Here is an 18,912-nt window from a genome sequence, read left to right as displayed (position 1 = left end):
ACACCCTCACCGCCCTGCCCCCTAATCTGAACCCATGCAGAACACACCACTGCAAACGGGTTAACCAGATGCTGATCTGAACGACCCGGACCTCAATCTCGATTTGACCGGAGTCACCGCCATGAAGACTGTAAGCCAACTCATCGCCGTCGCCACTTTCGCTCTGAGTGCCAGCGCATTCGCCGTACCGAGCAATCAGGAAGATCGCTTCTTCACCCAGGTCAGCGAACCACAGCAGACCCTTGCTGCTGATGGCTCGGAACGCACGCCCCAAGGCCAGGCTCTGGCTGAAAACGGCCGCAACCGCCTCGAGGAACAAGGCCTGGTTGAAGACGGTTACGACAAGACCCCACAAGGCCAGGCCATCGCTGCCGACGGCTCAGACCGCACCCCACTGGGTGAAGCCCTCGCTGCTGACGGATCGGACCGCACACCGGGTCGTCGCGCAGCATAAGCGCGTGATGCTGAGACAAGAAAAGTCCTGCGGGTTTAAAACCTTCAGGACTTTTCCGCTTTTTGAGGCAAGACCTGGGAAACCCTATTGATAGGAACAGGCAATACTCCGATCCGATTCGGCATCGTCCGCCAGCGTTATCCGCCCTAGCATGGCTTTTCTCATCGGCTGCGGGAGTAAAGATCCATGAAGACCCTATTCATCACTGGTGTCAGCAGCGGCTTCGGCCAAGCGCTGGCCGCCGAAGCACTCGCCCAGGGCCATCGCGTAATCGGCACAGTACGCAGTGAATTCGCGCTGGCAGCCTTCGAGGCGCTGTCGCCCGAGCGCGCGCATGGTGTGCTGCTGGACGTTACCGATTTTGATCTGATCGATACGGTGGTTGCGGCTATGGAAGATCGTCACGGCCCGGTGGATGTACTGATCAATAACGCCGGTTATGGCCATGAGGGCGTTTTCGAAGAGTCATCCCTAGAGGAAATGCGCCGCCAATTCGACGTCAACGTGTTTGGCGCCGTGGCGGTGACCAAGGCGTTCGTCCCGTATTTTCGCCAGCGCCGCGCGGGGCATATCCTCAATATCACTTCGATGGGCGGCCATATCACCATGCCGGGGATTGCCTGGTACTGCGGCAGCAAGTTTGCACTGGAGGGCATCTCCGACACCTTGAGCAAAGAGCTTGCGCCCTTCAATATTTTTGTCACCGCGGTGGCGCCGGGATCGTTTCGCACCGACTGGGCAGGCCGCTCGATGCAGCGCACGCCTCGTAGTATCAGTGATTACGACGCAAGCTTCGATCCGGTGCGCAAGGCCCGCGAGGAGAAAAACGGCCATCAACCGGGCGATCCGCAGAAAGCTGCCCGCGCCATGCTGACGATTATCGACAGCCCAAACCCGCCGGCTCACTTACTGCTTGGCAGTGATGCTCTGGCCTTGGTGCGTGACAAGTTGCAGCGGACAGCGGAGAGTATTGAGCAATGGGCAGCGCTTAGCCGCTCGACGGATGGCTGAAAGATCAAAAGCACCCTCACCCCAGCCCTCTCCCGGAGGGAGAGGGAGCCGATCTCGGGTGGATTCAAATCCTGAGCTTGCCTCGAAGATTTCCGCAGGGCTTATTACGCCAGAACAGCGCGGTCAGCATTCGGCACAATATTTCAGGTCGACATATCCCGACCAAACACCCCGGTCAGTCCCCCTCTCCCTTTGGGAGAGGGAGCCGATCTCGGGTGGATTCAAATCCTGAGCTTGCCTCGAAGATTTCCGCAGGGCTTATTACGCCAGAACAGCGCGGTCAGCATTCGGCGCGATATTTCAGGTCGGCATATCCCGACCAAACACCCCGGCCAGTCCCCCTCTCCCTCTGGGAGAGGGAGCCGATCTCGGGTGGATTCAAATCCTGAGCTTGCCTCGAAGATTTCCGCAGGGCTTATTACGCCAGAACAGCGCGGTCAGCATTCGGCACAATATTTCAGGTCGGCATATCCCGACCAAACACCACGGTCAGTCCCCCTCTCCCTCTGGGAGAGGGAGCCGATCTCGGATCGAGTCAAATCCTGAGCTTGCCTCGTAGATTTCCGCAGGGCTTATTACGCCAGAACAGCGCGGTCAGCATTCGGCACGATATTTCAGGTCGGCATATCCCGACCAAACACCACGGTCAGTCCCCTCTCCCTCTGGGAGAGGGAGCCGATCTCGGGTGGATTCAAATCCTGAGCCTGCCTCGAAGATTTCCGCAGGGCTTATTACGCCAGAACAGCGCGGTCAGCATTCGGCACGATATTTCAGGTCGGCATATCCCGACCAAACACCACGGTCAGTCCCCTCTTCCTCTGGGAGAGGGAGCCGATCTCGGATGGATTCAAATCCTGAGCCTGCCTCGAAGATTTCCGCAGGGCTTATTACGCCAGAACAGCGCGGTCAGCATTCGGCACGATATTTCAGGTCGGCATATCCCGACCAAACACCCCGGTCAGTCCCCTCTCCCTCTGGGAGAGGGCTAGGGTGAGGGCTCTGCCTGACACCCCTCCAATCAGCCAGACACGTCCAAACGCGCCATTCACAGGGAGAACCCACAAGTCCATGCCAAAGCCGAAAGACCAACTCACAACGCGCATGGTCCAGCTGATGAGCCAGCTCGCCCCGCTGGAAGGTTACAACCTCACCCCGCTGGACGATGTGCGCTTCCTGCGTTCCAACCGTCCGCTGACGCGCACGCCGGTGCTGTACGAACCGGGCATCGTCATCCTTTGTCAGGGGCGCAAACGCGGCTATCTCGGCGACGAAATCTACGTCTACGACGCTCAGCACTATCTGGTGGTATCGGTGCCAGTACCCTTCACCATGGAAACCGACGCCAGCGAAACCGAGCCAATGCTCGCGGTGTACCTGCGTCTGGATTTCGCCCTAGCCGGCGAGCTGATTCAGCAAGTGGATGAGCTGTGGGATTTCCCCACAGCCCAGCCGATGGGCATGTACGCCTCGCCGCTCGACGACCCGCTACGCCGCTCGACCCTGCGCTTTCTTGAAGTGATGAGCAACGATGCCGACGCGCGAATCCTCGGCCCTGCGATGCTCCGCGAGCTTTACTACCGTATCCTCACCGGCGAACAGGGTGGCACCCTGCGCGCCGCCATCGCCCAGCAAGGCCAGTTCGGCAAAGTGACCCGCGCCATCCACAAGATCCACAGTTGCTATCACCAGCATCTCGACGTAGAAACCCTGGCCGAGGAAGCGCAGATGAGCGTGCCGAATTTTCATCTGCATTTTCGCAAGGTCACCGACTCCTCGCCGATGCAGTACCTGAAGTCGACGCGGCTGCACCAGGCGCGATTGCTGATGCTGCGTAACGACCTGACCGCGGCAAAATCGGCATTTCTGGTGGGGTACGAAAGCGCCTCGCAATTCAGCCGCGACTTCAAACGCCTCTTCGGCCGCACACCCCTGGCGGAAGTGGCGTGGATGAAACAAGCCTATGCGTTGCCGGCACCGACGACTGCTTCGCCGTTTGTGTCGTCGCACTGACTTCACCCGCGTTTTGAACACACAGAAATCCACATTGAAGGCAAGAAAGTGAATCTGAGAGCTGAGATCGAAAACGCATTTGGACCCCAGGCATTCGCCCGCCCGCTTTTCTATTCCTGGCCCGGAGGATTGCGTTTCGAACTCTCCGAAACGGGCGGAATGATCGAGCAATTCCTAACCGCTATGCGCAAATCCATAACCATCTGCGGCGACATTTTCCAGGGGGACGCATCGTTTGTCGCATGCCTGCGCATTCATTCCGGTCGCAATCGATTCGCCCATCGCAGCACTCTTCGCGCCCTTAAATCTGCTGGCATCGACACTCCATCAGCGCTGTGCATCTGGAGCGAAGAAATAGATAACGAGGAATGGTTCAGTGAGGAAGAGCCGAAATACTGGGTCAACGTCGCCTTCGAAGCGTCTGCCGCCCGCATTCAAGCATTACTCTGGTGCGCATTGGCCAAGGATTTCGCCGACATCCAACCGCGTGCGAACTGTGCTGTCTACCTGTTCAATCTGCACAAGCGAGTCATGGTCTTTCCCTATGACGACAGAGGCATGGACGTGGTTGGGACCAATACCGAGCTACTTTCGCAGCTCTATCAACGACACCATGCCTGGCTGCTCGACCATGACCGCGCAGCGATGGAAGCCTCATTCGGCAGGCTCAAACGTTAGGTGAACGCTATCGTTTCAACTTCTTCGCCATGATGATAGTGCGCTCCGTCTGATGAAATTCATCTCTGATCTTCTTGAAGCCGAGCGAAGCATAAAAGCCTTCTGCGGTGACTGAGGAAGGAACGCGCAGCAAGTTGAAACCTGCGTCTATGGCTACTGATTGAATGCTCTTCATCAGTTGTTTTCCGACACCCATTCCTTGAAAGCTCGGGTCGACGAATACGCTTCGAACAACGTCTCGATCTAGACTCGCCGTTGCGACGATTTGACCGTGGAGCGTGGCGACCAGCACCTGACGCTCAGCCAACAAGCGAAGGATCTTCGAGGGCGAAAAACTTTCAATCACTCGATCAATGATCTCAGGTGGATAGTCGCGGACATTGCTCTCACGGAGCGTCTTGATGATCGTTTCACTGATAGCCGGCGCATCCGCATCTTTTGCGATTTGAATTTGAATATCCATCCGGTAGCTCCTTGCTTGTCAGTTCCATGTCCGCGCACTTATCGCAGCAAATTCCACATTCGCATAGTGCTTGCCCCCTCCTGCGATTCCCCTCTCATATCGCACAGGCAGCCACCTGCATCAGGACGGGATTATGAACACCACGGCCATTCCCGAAGGTTTCGCTCCATTCACCCGCAGCAGTCCGTTGCTGGATCTGCTCGGCCCTATCTACGCCAGGGGCCACGGCCTGCAATTGGAATTGGGCTTGCTGACCGACTCCCGCCACGCCAATGGCCGCGGCACCTTGCATGGTGGTGTATTGGCGACGTTGGCCGATGTCGGCATGGGTTACGCGATGGCCTTCTCCAGCGATCCGCCGCAGCCGTTGATCACGGCGAGCATGACCCTGGATTATCTCGGCGCGGTGCAAATTAACGAATGGCTCGAAGTGCGTCTTGAGCACTCAAAAAAGGGACGTCAATTGGCGTTCGCTAGCGTCAGTCTGCATGTCGGTGAGCGAACGGTCGCGCGTGCCAGTGCGGTATTTGCGGTGCCGATGAGCTGAACAGGTTGGGCGATCAGCCTGAGGCGAATGCATCGCCCAGTTCCGTTACAGCATTGGCCCTTCTCAACAGGAAACAACTTTCAAAGATCATCCGCTCACCGCTCTATTGGCTGGATACATCCTGGCGCTTGGCGTATTCCAGCGAGAGGGCCTGGGCGGTTCGTTGAGCGTAGTCGATACAGGGTTCGATTCTGCTTCGCACGCGAATTTCCTCGATAGCAGCGATGTACGAGCTCTCGGTCAGGCACTTTTCAACCAAGGCGCTCGCAAGGGGCAATGACACTGCTGGCAACGCCGGAAGAAATTCCCGGACAAAATCGGCAGCACTGGCAAGCCGGTTGGCATCGGTTGCGAAAGCCCACTCGCGCAGACTTACGTCATGCAAGTTGCCACCCTGACCCCAACCGTCGGCAAAACGGTCTGTCTTTTCGCAAGCGCCCAGAAGTCCGCAAACCAATAAGACAAGCAATCCATTGAACGTTTTTACAAACATCGCTACTCACTGTATTCAAACTAAAAATGAAGAAGCGCCAATGATAGCAATATGATCTCATCAGCGTGCGCAGAATCGGATCCGGTGAAAGGATGCCACCTCTTACAACCGATGCTGCTCCAACAAAAAATCCACGAACAACCGCACCCGTACCGGCATCGCTGCGCCGCCGACAAACACCGCATGAATCGGTTCCTCATCACCGGCGTTCCAGGCCTGCAGCAGCGGGATCAGCGTGCCGCGCTGCAAGTCTTCCCTGACGCTGAACTCACCAATGCGCGCAATGCCGGCGCCGAGTCTGGCGAACTGGGCCAGTGCTTCACCGCTGCTGCATTCAATGTTGCCGCTGACCTTCAGGGCAAACTCCTTGCCGTCGCGGATGAACGGCCAGTTGGCTTCGGCGCGGCGGAAGTTGAAGCGCAGGCAGTTGTGCTTGAGCAGGTCTTCCGGTTCGACAGGCGTGCCGTGGCGTTGCAGATAGTCGGGCGATGCCACCACGACCTGGCCGGTGTGGCCGAGCCGGCGGGCGGTGAGTGGGCTGTCGGGCAGACGGCCGAAGCGGATGGCGACGTCCGCCTGGCCGGCGAGGATGTCGACCACTTCGTCGCCGAGGCTAAGGTCGACAACGATGTTCGGATAGCGGGCGGTGAAGGCTGTGATCAAAGGCACGATAGCCATCCGTCCATGGACAAGGGCGGCACTGACGCGCAAGCGGCCCTTGGGAACGCCCTGATCGGTGATGGCCTCTTCGACTTCGTCCATGTCGGCGAGAATCCGCCGGGCACCGCGCAGGAATGCCTCGCCCTCGGCGGTAAAAGTCAGTGCGCGGGTGGTGCGCAACAGTAGGCGGGTGCCGAGTCGGTGCTCGGCGCGGGCGATTATCCGACTGACGGCCGAAGGCGTCAGGCCCAATGCACGCGCGGCCGCAGACAAACTGCCCTCCTGCGCCACGGTGACGAACACGCTCATTTCCCCTGATCTGCCGTTGAAGTCCATTCGTGCCTCTTACGCAAAGGTGATTGCCAAAATCGCTATCTACCGCCTGAAAACGATGGATCGTAGCATTGGCGGCATAGATGAGGAGACTTTCCATGCGTATCAATCCACCACTTGTAGCACTCGCCGTCGGCGCCTTTGGCATCGGCGTCACCGAGTTCGCGCCGATGGGCATGTTGCCCGGTATCGCTGCCGATCTCGGCGTTTCCATTCCCGCCGCGGGGTTGTTGGTCAGTGCCTACGCCTTGGGCGTATTGCTCGGCGCGCCGCTGATGACCCTGACCACCGGCAAAATTCCCCGGCGCTACCTGCTGATCGGCCTGATGGCAATTTTCACCCTGGGTAATCTGATGTCGGCGCTGGCCACCGATTACTACAGTCTGATGGTCGCCCGCGTGATCACCTCGCTCAATCACGGTGCATTTTTCGGGGTGGGCTCGGTGGTCGCCGCCAGCGTGGTCGCGCCGGAAAAACGCGCCGGTGCGGTCGCGGCGATGTTCATGGGCCTGACTCTGGCGACCATTGGCGGTGTGCCGCTGGCGGCCTGGTTTGGCGAATTGTTCGGCTGGCGCACGGCGTTCTGGGGCATTACCGGCCTCGGTGTGCTGACCATGATCGCCTTGTGGTTCGCCCTGCCCAACCTGAAAGCACCGCAAGGCGCGGGCGCAATGGCGGAAATCCGCGTACTGGGCCGAGGTCCGGTGCTCGCCGCGCTGGCCCTGACCGTGGTCGGTTCAAGTGCCATGTTCACGGTGTTCACCTACATCGCGCCGATCCTCAGCAGCGAGACTCACGCATCCGCCGCGTTCATCACGGCGATGCTGGTGTTGTTCGGAGTCGGTTTGACGCTTGGCAACATGTGGGGCGGCAAGGCCGCTGACCGTTCGATCGATCGCACCCTGATCGTGTCGCTGAGCGCATTGATCGTGGTTTTGCTGGCGTTCACTGTGCTGATGCGCTGGCCGCTGCCGGCCGCCGTGGCCATTCTGATCTGGGGTATCGCCAGCTTCGCACTGGTGCCGCCGCTGCAGATGCGCGTGATGGAAGCCGCCAAAGACGCGCCGAATCTGGCTTCGGCGGTGAACATCGGTGCGTTCAACTTCGGCAACGCCATCGGCGCAGCACTGGGCGGCGCGGTGATCAACGCCGGGCTGGGTTACCCGGCGATTTCCCTGGCCGGCGCGGCGATGGCCGGCTTGGGATTGCTGATGGTGCTGGCGTTTGCCTGGCGCTCCAGAGTCAGTGCCGCTGCGCTGGCGTGAGCCATTTGCAGCGCTACGCCCCGCCCTGCTGATACTCGCGGGGCGTGCAGCCGAACTCGCGACGGAACACCGTGTGCAGGTACTGTGCCGATTTGAAGCCGCACGCCTGAGCAATGTCGGCAATCGCAGCGTCGGTGTTCTTCAAACCGCTGGTGGCCGCGGCCAGTTTGAAACGCAGAATCTCGTCATGCACGCTGCAACCGCGCTCGGCACGAAAATGCGCTTCCAGCGATGAGCGCGACACGCCGACATAGGCCGCCACCTGCGCGGTCTTGATGCCCTGACAAGCATATTGGCGGATGAACAGCAGCGCCTGCATGACGTAGGGATTGCCCAGCGGTTGGTGCAGGCTCGACACCTGCACATTGACCGCGTCCGGTGGAATCAGAATCTGCGTACCGGTCGACGGCATGCCGTGGAGCATCTGGTGCAGCAACTGCGCGGCGGTGCGGCCCATGGTTTCGGTGCCCTGAATCACTGAACTCAGCGGCACACGGGTCAGGCTGCGGGTCAGCGGGTCGTTGTCGATGCCGATCAGCGCGACCTGCTCCGGCACGGCGATGCCGGCGGTCAGGCAGGCTTGCAGCAACTGCCGGGCGCGGGCGTCGCTGACGGCGATGATGCCGATCGGTTTGGGCAGGCTGTGCAGCCAGGCGATCAGTTGTTCAACGGCGCTGTCCCACAGCGGTGCGCTGGTGCCCATGCCGCGATAGATCTCAGCGTGCAGGCCGTCGCGCTGCATCAGTTTGCGAAAGGCTTTTTCCCGCTCCTGCGCCCAGCGATTGGCTTGCGCCTCGGGCAGACTGAAGCAGGCAAAGCGCTGCAGCCCCGCCTCGACCAGATGCGAATAAGCCAGAGTGATCAATGCGTAGTTGTCAGTGGCGACGTAGGGAATCGCTTTCGGATAGGCGCGCGCATCCTCGTAGGAGCCACCCACCGCCACCACCGGTAAATGAATGTCGGCCAGCGCCTCGCCGATCAGTGGATCGTCGAAGTCGGCAATGATGCCGTCACCCTGCCAGCGCTCGATGCCTTTCAAGCGGCAGAGGAAATCTTCTTCCAGAAACAGGTCCCAGGAAGCGCGGGTGCTGCTCAGGTAGTTGCCGATGCCGCTGATGATTCCACGGTCGTAGATCTTGCTGCCGTTGAACAACAGGGCGATGCGGTGCACGGGCGGTAGGCTTTTCATTCAGGTTCCGGATTTTGCGTCAAGCCATTCGCGAGCAGGCTCGCTCCCACATTTGATTCGTGTCGTTCACAAAACCGTGTGGGAGCGAGCCTGCTCGCGAATGCGGTCTCAAATTTTTTTGTACTGTTCCGGGCCGCCTTGTCGCGACGACGATGGACACAGACTAGGCCGGCAAGCGCAGAAGCTCAATACGCAAAAATCGCACTCGCTGTTGAGGCTTTTCATAATCAGCAGGCACGGGGCCGTTGCTAGTATCGAGACACCGCCAAGAACAACAAGGACAAGGTCCATGCAGTATTTCCCCAATATCGAGCCGGTTCGCTACGAAGGCCCGAACAGTGATTCGCCCCTCGCTTTCCGCCACTACGACGCCGACAAACTGATCCTCGGCAAACCGATGCGCGAACATCTGCGCATGGCCGCGTGCTACTGGCACACCTTCGTCTGGCCGGGTTCCGATGTGTTCGGTGCCGGCACCTTCAAACGCCCATGGCATGGCAGCGGCGAGCCGATGCAACTGGCCATCGGCAAGGCTGAAGCGGCGTTCGAGTTTTTCAGCAAACTGGGCATCGATTACTACTGCTTTCATGACACGGACGTCGCCCCCGAGGGCAACTCGTTGAAGGAGTACCGCGAACACTTCGCGCAAATGGTCGATCGCCTTGAGCAGCATCAGGAACAGAGTGGCGTCAAGCTGCTCTGGGGCACCGCCAACTGCTTCAGCAACCCACGCTTTGCTGCCGGTGCCGCGAGCAATCCCGATCCGGAAGTGTTCGCCTGCGCCGCTGCGCAAGTGTTCAGCGCGATGAACGCGACCCATCGCCTCAAGGGTTCCAACTACGTTCTGTGGGGTGGCCGCGAAGGTTACGAAACCCTGCTCAACACCGACCTGAAACGCGAGCGCGAACAACTCGGGCGCTTCATGCGCATGGTGGTCGAGCACAAGCACAAGATCGGTTTCACCGGCGACCTGTTGATCGAGCCCAAGCCGCAGGAGCCGACCAAGCACCAGTACGATTACGACAGCGCCACGGTGTTCGGCTTTCTCCAGCAGTACGGTCTGGAAAAGGAAATCAAGGTCAACATCGAGGCCAATCACGCGACCCTCGCCGGTCACAGCTTTCATCACGAAATCGCTACCGCCGCCTCGCTGGGGATCTTCGGCAGCATCGACGCCAACCGGGGCGATCCGCAGAACGGCTGGGACACCGACCAGTTCCCCAACAGCGTCGAGGAAATGACCCTGGCCACCTATGAAATCCTCAAGGCCGGCGGGTTCAAGAATGGCGGCTTCAATTTCGACTCCAAGGTGCGCCGTCAGAGTCTCGACGAGATCGACCTGTTCCACGGCCACGTCGGCGCCATGGACGTCCTCGCCCTGTCACTGGAACGCGCCGCTGCGATGATTGAGAACGATCACCTGCAAGCCCTCAAGGATCAACGCTACGCCGGTTGGCGTCAGCCGTTCGGGCAAGCGGTAATGGCGGGCGACTTCAATCTTGAGTCGCTGGCCGAGCACGCGTTCACCAACGCGCTAAATCCGCAAGCCGTCAGCGGCCGCCAGGAAATGCTCGAAAACATCGTCAACCGTTACCTGTATCGCTGAGCGCCAAGGGAGGCTGCCGACGCAACGACGCTGTGACAATCGCACGACAATTCTGTGCCTGCTGCGTCGGCAGATTCTCTACAGTTCTACCAGCCCGATTCATCGTCAGGCCGTGTCTTTCCAACAAAAATAAAAGGACGCACCACCATGAAGAACTTGAAACGTACGCTGCTGGCCAGTGCCCTGGCGTTGTTGGCCCTGCCGGTTATGGCCGACGCAACCCACCCGAAAATCGGTTTTTCCATTGATGACCTGCGTCTGGAACGCTGGTCGCGCGACCGCGATTATTTCGTCGCGGCGGCGGAAAAAATGGACGCCAAGGTCTTTGTGCAATCAGCCGATGCCAACGAGCAGAAGCAGATCTCGCAGATCGAAAACCTTATCTCTCGCGGCGTCGACGTGATTGTCATCGTGCCGTTCAACGCCACGGTACTGACCAACGCGGTGGCCGAGGCGAAGAAGGCCGGGATCAAAGTGGTGTCTTATGACCGGCTGATTCTCAACGCCGATGTCGACGCCTACATTTCCTTCGATAACGAAAAGGTCGGCGAGATGCAGGCCAGCGGCGTGCTGAAAGCGGCGCCCAAGGGCAACTTCTTTCTGTTAGGTGGCGCGCCGACCGACAACAACGCCAAGATCCTCCGTGAAGGCCAGATGAAAGTGCTGCAACCGGCCATCGACAAGGGCGATATCAAGATCGTTGGCCAGCAGTGGGTCAAGGAGTGGAACCCGACCGAAGCGCTGAGCATCGTTGAAAACGCCCTGACCCGGAACAACAACAAAATCGACGGCATCGTCGCCTCCAACGACGCCACCGCCGGCGGCGCCATTCAGGCACTGGCCGCGCAGCAACTGGCCGGCAAAGTGCCGATTTCCGGTCAGGACGCCGACCTCGCAGCGGTCAAACGGGTGATCGCCGGCACACAAACCATGACCGTGTACAAGCCGCTGAAACTCATCGCCTCGGAAGCGGCCAAGCTCTCTGTGCAGCTGGCGCGCAACGAGAAACCCGCCTACACCTCGCAGTACGACAACGGCAGCAAAAAGGTCGACACCATCCTGCTCACGCCAACGCCGCTGACCAAGGACAACATCGACTTGCTCGAACAGGACGGTTTCTACACCAAGGCGCAGATCGCCGGGCAGTGATCCGGTCGTAAATCTTGATCAGACCTGTGGGAGCGAGCCTGCTCGCGAAAGCGGAGTGTCAGTCAGTAAAGCTCTGGCTGAAAAGGCCCCTTCGCGAGCAGGCTCGCTCCCACACAGGTTCAGTGGTGTTTGAGTCCCTGGTATACGAGCCTTTTCCATGTCCGACTATCTGCTGCAAATGAACGGCATCGTCAAAACCTTCGGCGGTGTCAAAGCGCTCAACGGCATCGACATCAAAGTCCGCCCCGGTGAATGCGTGGGCCTGTGTGGCGAGAACGGCGCCGGCAAGTCGACGCTGATGAAGATCCTCTCGGCGGTCTATCCCCATGGCACCTGGGACGGTGAAATCCTCTGGGACGGGCAACCGCTCAGGGCGCAGTCGATCAGCGAAACCGAAGCCGCCGGCATCGTCATCATTCATCAGGAACTGACCCTGGTTCCCGATCTGTCGGTAGCCGAAAATATCTTCATGGGCCATGAGCTGACGCTGCCCGGCGGGCGCATGAACTACCCGGCGATGATCCACCGCGCCGAAGCCTTGATGCGCGAACTGAAAGTGCCGGACATGAACGTTTCACTGCCGGTTTCGCAGTACGGCGGCGGCTACCAGCAGCTGGTGGAAATCGCCAAGGCCCTGAACAAACAGGCGCGTCTGCTGATCCTCGACGAGCCCTCCTCGGCCCTGAGCCGTTCGGAAATCGAAGTGCTGCTGGACATCATCCGTGACCTCAAAGCCAAGGGCGTCGCCTGCGTCTACATCTCGCACAAGCTCGATGAAGTCGCCGCCGTGTGCGACACCATTTCGGTGATCCGCGACGGCAAACACATCGCCACCACCGCCATGGCCGACATGGACATTCCGCAGATCATCACGCAGATGGTCGGGCGCGAAATGAGCAACCTTTATCCCAGCGAGCCGCACGAGATCGGCGAGGTGATTTTCGAAGCGCGCCACATCACCTGCTACGACGTCGACAACCCCAAGCGCAAACGGGTCGACGACATTTCCTTCAGCCTCAAACGCGGCGAGATCCTTGGCATTGCCGGGCTGGTCGGTGCCGGCCGCACCGAACTGGTCACCGCGCTGTTCGGCGCCTATCCCGGCCGCCATGAAGGCGAAGTCTGGCTGGACGGCCAACCGATCGACACGCGCACGCCACTCAAGGCTATCCGCGCCGGCCTGTGTCTGGTGCCCGAGGACCGCAAGCGCCAGGGCATCATTCCCGATCTCGGTGTCGGTCAGAACATCACCCTCGCCGTGCTCGAGAGCTATTCGAAAATGACCCGCATCGATGCCGAAGCCGAACTGGGCTGCATCGACCGGGAAATCTCCCGCCTGCATCTGAAGACCGCAAGTCCGTCCCTGCCGATCACCAGTTTGTCGGGCGGTAACCAGCAGAAAGCCGTACTCGCCAAGATGCTCCTGGCCAAACCGCGCGTACTGATTCTCGACGAGCCGACCCGAGGCGTGGATGTCGGCGCCAAGTACGAGATCTACAAGTTGATGGGCGCGCTGGCCGCCGAAGGCGTGTCGATCATCATGGTGTCGTCGGAACTGGCCGAAGTGCTCGGCGTCTCCGACCGCGTGCTGGTGATCGGCGAGGGCCAGTTGCGCGGCGACTTCGTCAACCACGAGCTGACCCAGGAACAGGTACTCGCCGCCGCCCTCAGTCAGCCGGGCAGCCATAACAATAATGATCGGAAAACCGCGTAAATGAATCAGGTCAAACAACTGTTCACCCGCTACAAGATGCTCGCGCTGGTATTCGCCGTGGTGCTGATCTGGCTGTTCTTCAGCTGGCAGACCGAGGGCGGCTTCCTCACCCCGCGCAACCTCTCCAACCTGCTGCGGCAGATGTCGATTACCGGAATTCTCGCCTGCGGCATGGTGCTGGTGATCATCAGCGGCGAGATCGATTTGTCGGTGGGCTCATTGCTCGGCCTGCTCGGCGGCCTCGCGGCGATTCTCGACGTGGTTTATCACATTCCGCTGCTGGCGAATCTGAGTCTGGTTGCCCTGTGCGGTTTGATCATCGGCCTCGCCAACGGCTACATGGCCGCCTATTTGCGCATTCCGTCGTTCATCGTCGGCCTCGGTGGCATGCTCGCGTTTCGCGGGATTCTGCTGGGGATTACCGGCGGCACCACCATCGCCCCGGTATCGCCGGAGCTGGTCTATGTCGGCCAGGGTTATCTGCCCCACGCGATGGGCACCGGCCTGGGCATTCTGCTGTTCGTGCTAACGATTTTTCTGACCTGGAAACAACGACGCAATCGCGCCCTGCATGGCCTGGCGGCGCATTCACTGGTGCGTGATGTTGTGCGCGTGCTGGTGATCGGCGCGGTGCTGGCCGGTTTCGTCCAGACCCTCAACAGCTATGACGGCATTCCGGTGCCGGTCCTGCTGTTGCTGATTCTGCTCGGCGTGTTCAGCTACGTCACCAGCCAGACCGTGTTCGGCCGCCGCGTTTATTCGGTCGGCAGCAACATGGAAGCGACGCGCCTGTCGGGGATCAATGTGCAAGCGGTCAAACTGTGGATCTTCGGCACCATGGGCGTGATGTGCGCTCTAGCCGGGATGGTCAATACCGCGCGCCTTGCGGCGGGCTCACCGTCGGCCGGCAGCATGGGCGAACTCGACGCCATCGCCGCCTGCTTCATCGGCGGCACCTCCATGCGCGGCGGCTCCGGCACCGTCTACGGCGCCCTCCTCGGCGCATTGGTGATCACTAGCCTGGATAACGGCATGTCGATGCTTGATGTCGACAGTTACTGGCAGATGATCGTCAAGGGCAGCATTCTGGTGTTGGCGGTCTGGGTGGATGTGAGTACGCGCACGGCGCGGCGTTGAAACGTTGCAGGTGAGTTCGTACAACGCAAATGAGGCCTGATCACAGGCCTCACTTTTTCCTATCAATGGCGTGAACCGTCGCTTGCGACTGGCTTAAGCGTGCTTTTCTGCGTTGAAACCATCGGCGTTTTCAAACACCCCCATGAAGCCCGGAACCGTGCTCTCACGCGCCCAATCACGCTGCAGTTCGCAATACATCTGCACCCGGCTGATCAGTTTTGCCCCGGCCTGTTCCATCCGCCGCAATGCGGCTTCATGCGCGGCAACCGAGGTACCACCGACCGCATCGACCGGCACGTAGACTTCATAACCTTCCTGGATCGCATCCAGCACCGGGAAGGTCAGGCACGCCTCAGTCCACAGCGCAGTCATGATCAATTTGCGTCGGCCCATGGCCTTGACCGCTTGTTTGAACTCGACGTCTTCCCAGCTGTTGATCGAGGTCCGGTCGTAGGTCGGCAGATGCCCCAGCACATCCTGCAATTGCTGAATCGGCGGCTTGTTGCGCCCGGTCGCAACGTTGACCGTCGAGTGCACGATGGGCAGGTTGTAGTTGACGGCCGCCTTGGCCACGCTGGTGATGTTGAACACCAACTCATCGCGCGGCATGGAGCGGATCGAGGACACCTGGATCGGTTGGTAATCGATGATGATCAGCGCCGCGTTTTCCGGCGACAGGAGTTGATCGGTGAGCGGGTTGCGGATCGTTTCGCTTGTCATGTGTAGCTCCTGCTTCTAGTTGTCTTTTTACGCGTAGCAAAGCGTGAGAGTCCGCTTGATGGCCTGGCGGGCGCTCACAGCTTTCGCTGGCGCGGGAGGATCACTTCGTTCCGGACCAAGGCCGTTGACCGAGTTGTCCGGAAGCAGGATTGTGCTGTTGCGCGACTCGCCGCAGTAGTAGCATCTCGTGCGTTGCTGTGTCGCACTTTGAGGAACGCCGATTTGGATATCGAAGAGCTGCAAACCTTTGTAGAGGTCGCTGATGCGGGCGGTATTTCGTCTGCTGCGATCCGCCTGGGCGTGTCCAAATCGATTGTCAGCCGCAGGCTCGCGAGGCTGGAAGCCGAGTTGGGCATTCAATTGCTGGCGCGCACGACACGTGGCGCGGCGCTTACCGAGGCTGGAGTTACCTTCCGCGAGCATGCCGCGCGAGTCTGCGCCGAAATCGACCTGGCGAAGGAAACGATACTGCCCTCGGGCGCACTTCGCGGACGTTTGAGAATTGCCGCGCCGCTGTCCTTCGGGCCGACTCACTTCGCGCCCATGCTCGCGGAAATGGCTCGTCGTCATCCGCAGCTGCAAATACAGACCTGCTACAGCGATCGCTTCGTTGACCTGATTGCCGAAGGTTATGACTGTGCGATCCGCGTTGGCTATCTACCCGACTCCAACCTGATCGCCAGAGGCATCGGGCCGATTTTCACCAAACTGGTCGCCAGCCCCGATTACATAAAAACCCACGGCGAACCCGAATCGCCGCAGGCGCTGGGCGACCACGAAGCGCTGATGCAAGCGACCGAAACGTGGCAATTCCTGGATGGCGCCAAGGTGATCTCGGTGCGTCCGCAAGGCCGCTTCAAGGCGGACAACGGGGTGGCGCTGGTCGCGGCGGCAAGAGCGGGTCTGGGTGTCGCCTATCTGCCGGATTGCCTGACTTATGAACATGTCATCTCCGGTGCGCTGGTGCCGATCATGACCCGATTCCCACCGCCGCCCGCCGGCGCCTACGTGGTCCGCCCACCCGGGCCGCATCCGGCGCGCAAGATTCACGCCCTCGCCGAACTGCTGATTGAATCGTTCGGCCAGTCACCACATTTCGCCAAGCCTGTATCTGTGTGATACCCACCTCGGAAGAAGGAACTGTCCGATGCAAACACCTGTGCTCCACCTCTTGTGCGGCAAAATCGCTGCTGGAAAATCCACGCTGGCCCGATCATTACAGGCTGAACACTCAGCCATCCTGCTCAGCGAAGATCACTGGCTGGCCAGGCTCTACCCCGATCAAATCAATTCGGTTGCCGACTACATCCGACATGCCCGGCAGATCCGTCAGGTGCTCGGCCCGCTGGTAACGGACATGCTCGCTGCGGGAGTTGCCGTGGTGCTGGATTTCCCGGCCAACACCCCGACCGACCGGCAATGGCTGCGCGGCCTCGCAGACGCGGCGCAGGTTGCTCATCGGCTGCACTACCTCGAAGTCGACGATGACACCTGCCGGCGCCGACTGCATCAGCGCAATGCACGCGCCGAGCATGAGTTCGCGGCGACCGACGCCGAGTTCGATCTGATCACCAGCTACTTTTGTGCCCCGGAGGTTTCGGAGGGGTTGGTCGTTGAAGTTCATCGACTTCAGACCTGAAGGTGTCGGCTCGCTAATCAAGCAGTCATTTCCCGATTGATCGCAACCATTTGCTCGCGGGTGAACTCACTGTTTGGCGCCATGAATCGGGCCATCAAGGCATCACGGTTCAGCGGCGCGCGGGCCTTGTCCGCAGCATCGAGCGCCTGCTTCAGTTCCGGCAAGGTCAGTTCGGTGCAGTAAGCCGGGGTCCCGGGTTGTTGACGCCATGAGTCCGGAAGGCTGCCCGCAGCGAGCGCTGCGGATAGTAATTGGAGGTGTCGATGACCACGACTTGCTCGGGAACCTGGCTCAGCGTCTGCTTCAAATCAGGGTATCGGGCGAAAGGGATCGACAGGATGATCACGTCGACGTCCGATTCGAGTGTCAACCTGGGCAACCCAATACGGTATCGATCAGTGCCTCTGTCAGCGATCCGGATCGCCAACAGAGGAACACCGCACGCTTGGCGAATTACTTATGCACCAGCAGCGACTTGCGCGCTGCCTTGTCCTGCTTCATGGCGGCGATTTCCCGCTCGCACGCTTCGACATCGAACGACTTGTCCCATTTGGCGATAGCAATTGTGCCGATGCCGTTACCGATCAGGTTGGTCACGGCTCGCGCCTCGTTGAGGAAGCGGTCGATGCCCAGCAGCAACACCAGGCCCACCAGAGGTATCGAGTGAATGGTGGTGAGGGTGGCCGCAAGTGTCACAAAACCTGCTCCCGCCACTCCGGCCGAGCCCTTGGACGTGAGTAGAAATACGCCGAGCAGAATCATCTGATCCATGAAGGTCAGCGGCGTGTTGGTCGCCTGGGCGATGAAGATTGCTGCCATGGTCAGGTAGATGCAGGTGCCGTCTGCGTTGAAGGTGTAGCCCGTCGGCAGGACCATGCCGACCACGGATTTCTTGCAGCCGAGTTTTTCCAGTTTGACCATCATTCGCGGCAGCACCGCTTCGGTCGAGCAGGTGCCCAGGGTGATCAGGATTTCATCCTTGAAGTAGCGCAGAAACTGCATCAACGGCATGCCCGACCATCGCGCCACCGCACCCAGCACCACAACAATGAAAATCAACGTGGTGATGTACAGCGCCACCAGCAACTGCCCCAGCGACAGCAAAGTGCCGATCCCATATTTGCCGATGGTGAATGCCATGCCAGCTCCGGCACCCAGCGGCGCGAGGCGCATGACCATCGCCACGATATTGAACAGGCCCTGCAGGAACAGATCGATGGTGTTGATCAGCGGCTTGCTGGTTTCGCCCATTTGCACCAAGGCGACGCCCATCAGCACCGACAACAGAATCACCTGCAGCATGACGCCGTTGGAGAAGGCGCCGAGGAAGGTATGCGGAATGATATTGAGGAAAAATTCGACCAGACCGCCCTGCTCGCTCGCCGCCTGGCTGTATTTGTTGACAGCACTGCCATCGAGGGTGCCGGCGTTGATGTTCATGCCGGCGCCGGGCTTGACCACGTTGACTACGATCAGGCCGACCACCAGAGCGATGGTGGAAAGAATCTCGAAGTAGATCAGCGCTTTCACACCGATGCGACCGACCTCCTTGATACTGCCCATCTTGGCGATACCGACCACCACCGTGCCGAAAATGATCGGCGCCAGGAGCATCTTGATCAACTTGATGAAACCGTCGGCAAACGGCTGCAGCTTGGCGCCGATGTCCGGAACGAAGTAACCGATGGCAGCACCAATGACGATGCCGATCAGCACCTGCACATAGAGCTGGCTGTACCAGCGCGATTTTGAAGTTTCCACGGAAGCACCTCATTTTATTGTTGTGGTGGGCATGTGGCTTTGGCGTCGAGGATGACGCCTGAAGGTGCGGCCTCGGCAAACGA

General features: G+C 59.7%; 18 protein-coding genes and 1 pseudogene. 12 read left to right on the top strand and 7 right to left on the bottom strand.

Translation table 11 applies throughout. The features are described from left to right. Positions 1–121 precede the first annotated feature (121 nt). The 4 genes from GXB78_RS22260 to GXB78_RS22245 all read left to right on the top strand — a co-directional run bounded on the left by GXB78_RS22260 (position 122) and on the right by GXB78_RS22245 (position 4,153). Entirely contained in the window at positions 122–454 is a 333-nt protein-coding gene (locus tag GXB78_RS22260) for a hypothetical protein (RefSeq protein WP_329517012.1), read from the top strand. Positions 455–640: 186 nt separating this feature from the next. Continuing rightward, positions 641–1,465 (top strand): oxidoreductase, encoded by an 825-nt coding sequence (locus GXB78_RS22255; protein ID WP_329517011.1) that lies wholly within the window; start codon positions 641–643, stop codon positions 1,463–1,465. Between the two features lie 1,068 nt (positions 1,466–2,533). Then, positions 2,534–3,475, top strand: a complete 942-nt coding sequence (locus tag GXB78_RS22250) for an AraC family transcriptional regulator (RefSeq protein ID WP_329517010.1) — start codon at positions 2,534–2,536, stop codon at positions 3,473–3,475. Positions 3,476–3,523: 48 nt separating this feature from the next. Next, entirely contained in the window at positions 3,524–4,153 is a 630-nt protein-coding gene (locus GXB78_RS22245) for a DUF3885 domain-containing protein (RefSeq protein WP_329517009.1), read from the top strand. A 7-nt stretch (positions 4,154–4,160) separates the two neighbouring features. Here the strand turns inward: GXB78_RS22245 and GXB78_RS22240 are convergent, their stop codons facing one another. After that, positions 4,161–4,616 carry a GNAT family N-acetyltransferase gene (locus tag GXB78_RS22240; RefSeq protein WP_329517008.1) on the bottom strand — a complete coding sequence of 152 codons (456 nt, stop codon included), beginning with the start codon at positions 4,614–4,616 and terminating at the stop codon, positions 4,161–4,163. Positions 4,617–4,749: 133 nt separating this feature from the next. Here GXB78_RS22240 and GXB78_RS22235 point away from each other — a divergent pair, with 133 nt between their 5' ends. Then, a complete protein-coding gene (locus tag GXB78_RS22235) occupies positions 4,750–5,163 on the top strand; it encodes a PaaI family thioesterase (RefSeq protein ID WP_329517007.1) in 414 nt (137 codons plus the stop codon). Positions 5,164–5,266: 103 nt separating this feature from the next. Here GXB78_RS22235 and GXB78_RS22230 read toward each other — a convergent pair whose 3' ends face one another. Continuing rightward, positions 5,267–5,656, bottom strand: coding sequence for a hypothetical protein (locus GXB78_RS22230; protein WP_329517006.1), 390 nt, complete (start codon positions 5,654–5,656; stop codon positions 5,267–5,269). Between the two features lie 102 nt (positions 5,657–5,758). Further along, a complete protein-coding gene (locus tag GXB78_RS22225; protein WP_329517005.1) occupies positions 5,759–6,652 on the bottom strand; it encodes a LysR family transcriptional regulator in 894 nt (297 codons plus the stop codon). Positions 6,653–6,747: 95 nt separating this feature from the next. Here GXB78_RS22225 and GXB78_RS22220 point away from each other — a divergent pair, with 95 nt between their 5' ends. Then, positions 6,748–7,914 carry an MFS transporter gene (locus GXB78_RS22220; protein WP_329517004.1) on the top strand — a complete coding sequence of 389 codons (1,167 nt, stop codon included), beginning with the start codon at positions 6,748–6,750 and terminating at the stop codon, positions 7,912–7,914. A gap of 13 nt (positions 7,915–7,927) precedes the next feature. Here the strand turns inward: GXB78_RS22220 and GXB78_RS22215 are convergent, their stop codons facing one another. Then, positions 7,928–9,103: a XylR family transcriptional regulator gene (locus GXB78_RS22215; RefSeq protein ID WP_329517003.1), complete on the bottom strand. Its 1,176-nt coding sequence runs from the start codon at positions 9,101–9,103 to the stop codon at positions 7,928–7,930. Between the two features lie 289 nt (positions 9,104–9,392). Here GXB78_RS22215 and xylA point away from each other — a divergent pair, with 289 nt between their 5' ends. The 4 genes from xylA to GXB78_RS22195 all read left to right on the top strand — a co-directional run bounded on the left by xylA (position 9,393) and on the right by GXB78_RS22195 (position 14,709). After that, complete coding sequence (xylA, locus tag GXB78_RS22210) at positions 9,393–10,709, top strand: xylose isomerase (RefSeq protein WP_329517002.1); 1,317 nt, start codon at positions 9,393–9,395, stop codon at positions 10,707–10,709. A gap of 147 nt (positions 10,710–10,856) precedes the next feature. After that, positions 10,857–11,858: a D-xylose ABC transporter substrate-binding protein gene (gene xylF / locus GXB78_RS22205; RefSeq protein WP_329517001.1), complete on the top strand. Its 1,002-nt coding sequence runs from the start codon at positions 10,857–10,859 to the stop codon at positions 11,856–11,858. A 157-nt stretch (positions 11,859–12,015) separates the two neighbouring features. Continuing rightward, on the top strand, positions 12,016–13,572 hold the full coding sequence (xylG, locus tag GXB78_RS22200; protein WP_039758957.1) for a D-xylose ABC transporter ATP-binding protein: 1,557 nt from the start codon (positions 12,016–12,018) through the stop codon (positions 13,570–13,572). Beyond that, positions 13,573–14,709: a sugar ABC transporter permease gene (locus GXB78_RS22195; protein ID WP_329517000.1), complete on the top strand. Its 1,137-nt coding sequence runs from the start codon at positions 13,573–13,575 to the stop codon at positions 14,707–14,709. It abuts the gene before it with no gap. A gap of 93 nt (positions 14,710–14,802) precedes the next feature. On the opposite strand, the gene GXB78_RS22190 is transcribed toward GXB78_RS22195, so the two are convergent. After that, positions 14,803–15,429 (bottom strand): hydrolase, encoded by a 627-nt coding sequence (locus GXB78_RS22190; protein WP_329516999.1) that lies wholly within the window; start codon positions 15,427–15,429, stop codon positions 14,803–14,805. A 222-nt stretch (positions 15,430–15,651) separates the two neighbouring features. Between GXB78_RS22190 and GXB78_RS22185 the strand changes: the two genes are divergently transcribed. Together GXB78_RS22185 and GXB78_RS22180 are read left to right on the top strand one after the other, a co-directional pair. Beyond that, positions 15,652–16,548, top strand: a complete 897-nt coding sequence (locus GXB78_RS22185; RefSeq protein ID WP_329516998.1) for a LysR family transcriptional regulator — start codon at positions 15,652–15,654, stop codon at positions 16,546–16,548. A gap of 28 nt (positions 16,549–16,576) precedes the next feature. Next, entirely contained in the window at positions 16,577–17,068 is a 492-nt protein-coding gene (locus GXB78_RS22180; RefSeq protein WP_329516997.1) for an AAA family ATPase, read from the top strand. 17 nt (positions 17,069–17,085) lie between these two features. On the opposite strand, the pseudogene GXB78_RS22175 reads toward GXB78_RS22180, so the two are convergent. Beyond that, positions 17,086–17,453 (bottom strand): annotated as a pseudogene (locus tag GXB78_RS22175) (3-hydroxyisobutyrate dehydrogenase); the annotation flags it as partial. Between the two features lie 68 nt (positions 17,454–17,521). Next, positions 17,522–18,829 carry a C4-dicarboxylate transporter DctA gene (gene dctA, locus GXB78_RS22170; RefSeq protein ID WP_329516996.1) on the bottom strand — a complete coding sequence of 436 codons (1,308 nt, stop codon included), beginning with the start codon at positions 18,827–18,829 and terminating at the stop codon, positions 17,522–17,524. Positions 18,830–18,912: the final 83 nt, after the last annotated feature.

It is taken from the genome of Pseudomonas moraviensis subsp. stanleyae, from assembly GCF_036283065.1.
In the GTDB taxonomy this organism is placed as follows: domain Bacteria; phylum Pseudomonadota; class Gammaproteobacteria; order Pseudomonadales; family Pseudomonadaceae; genus Aquipseudomonas; species Aquipseudomonas stanleyae.
The sequence above is the reverse complement of the archived record's forward strand: the minus strand, read 5'-3'. Positions and strand labels throughout refer to the sequence as shown.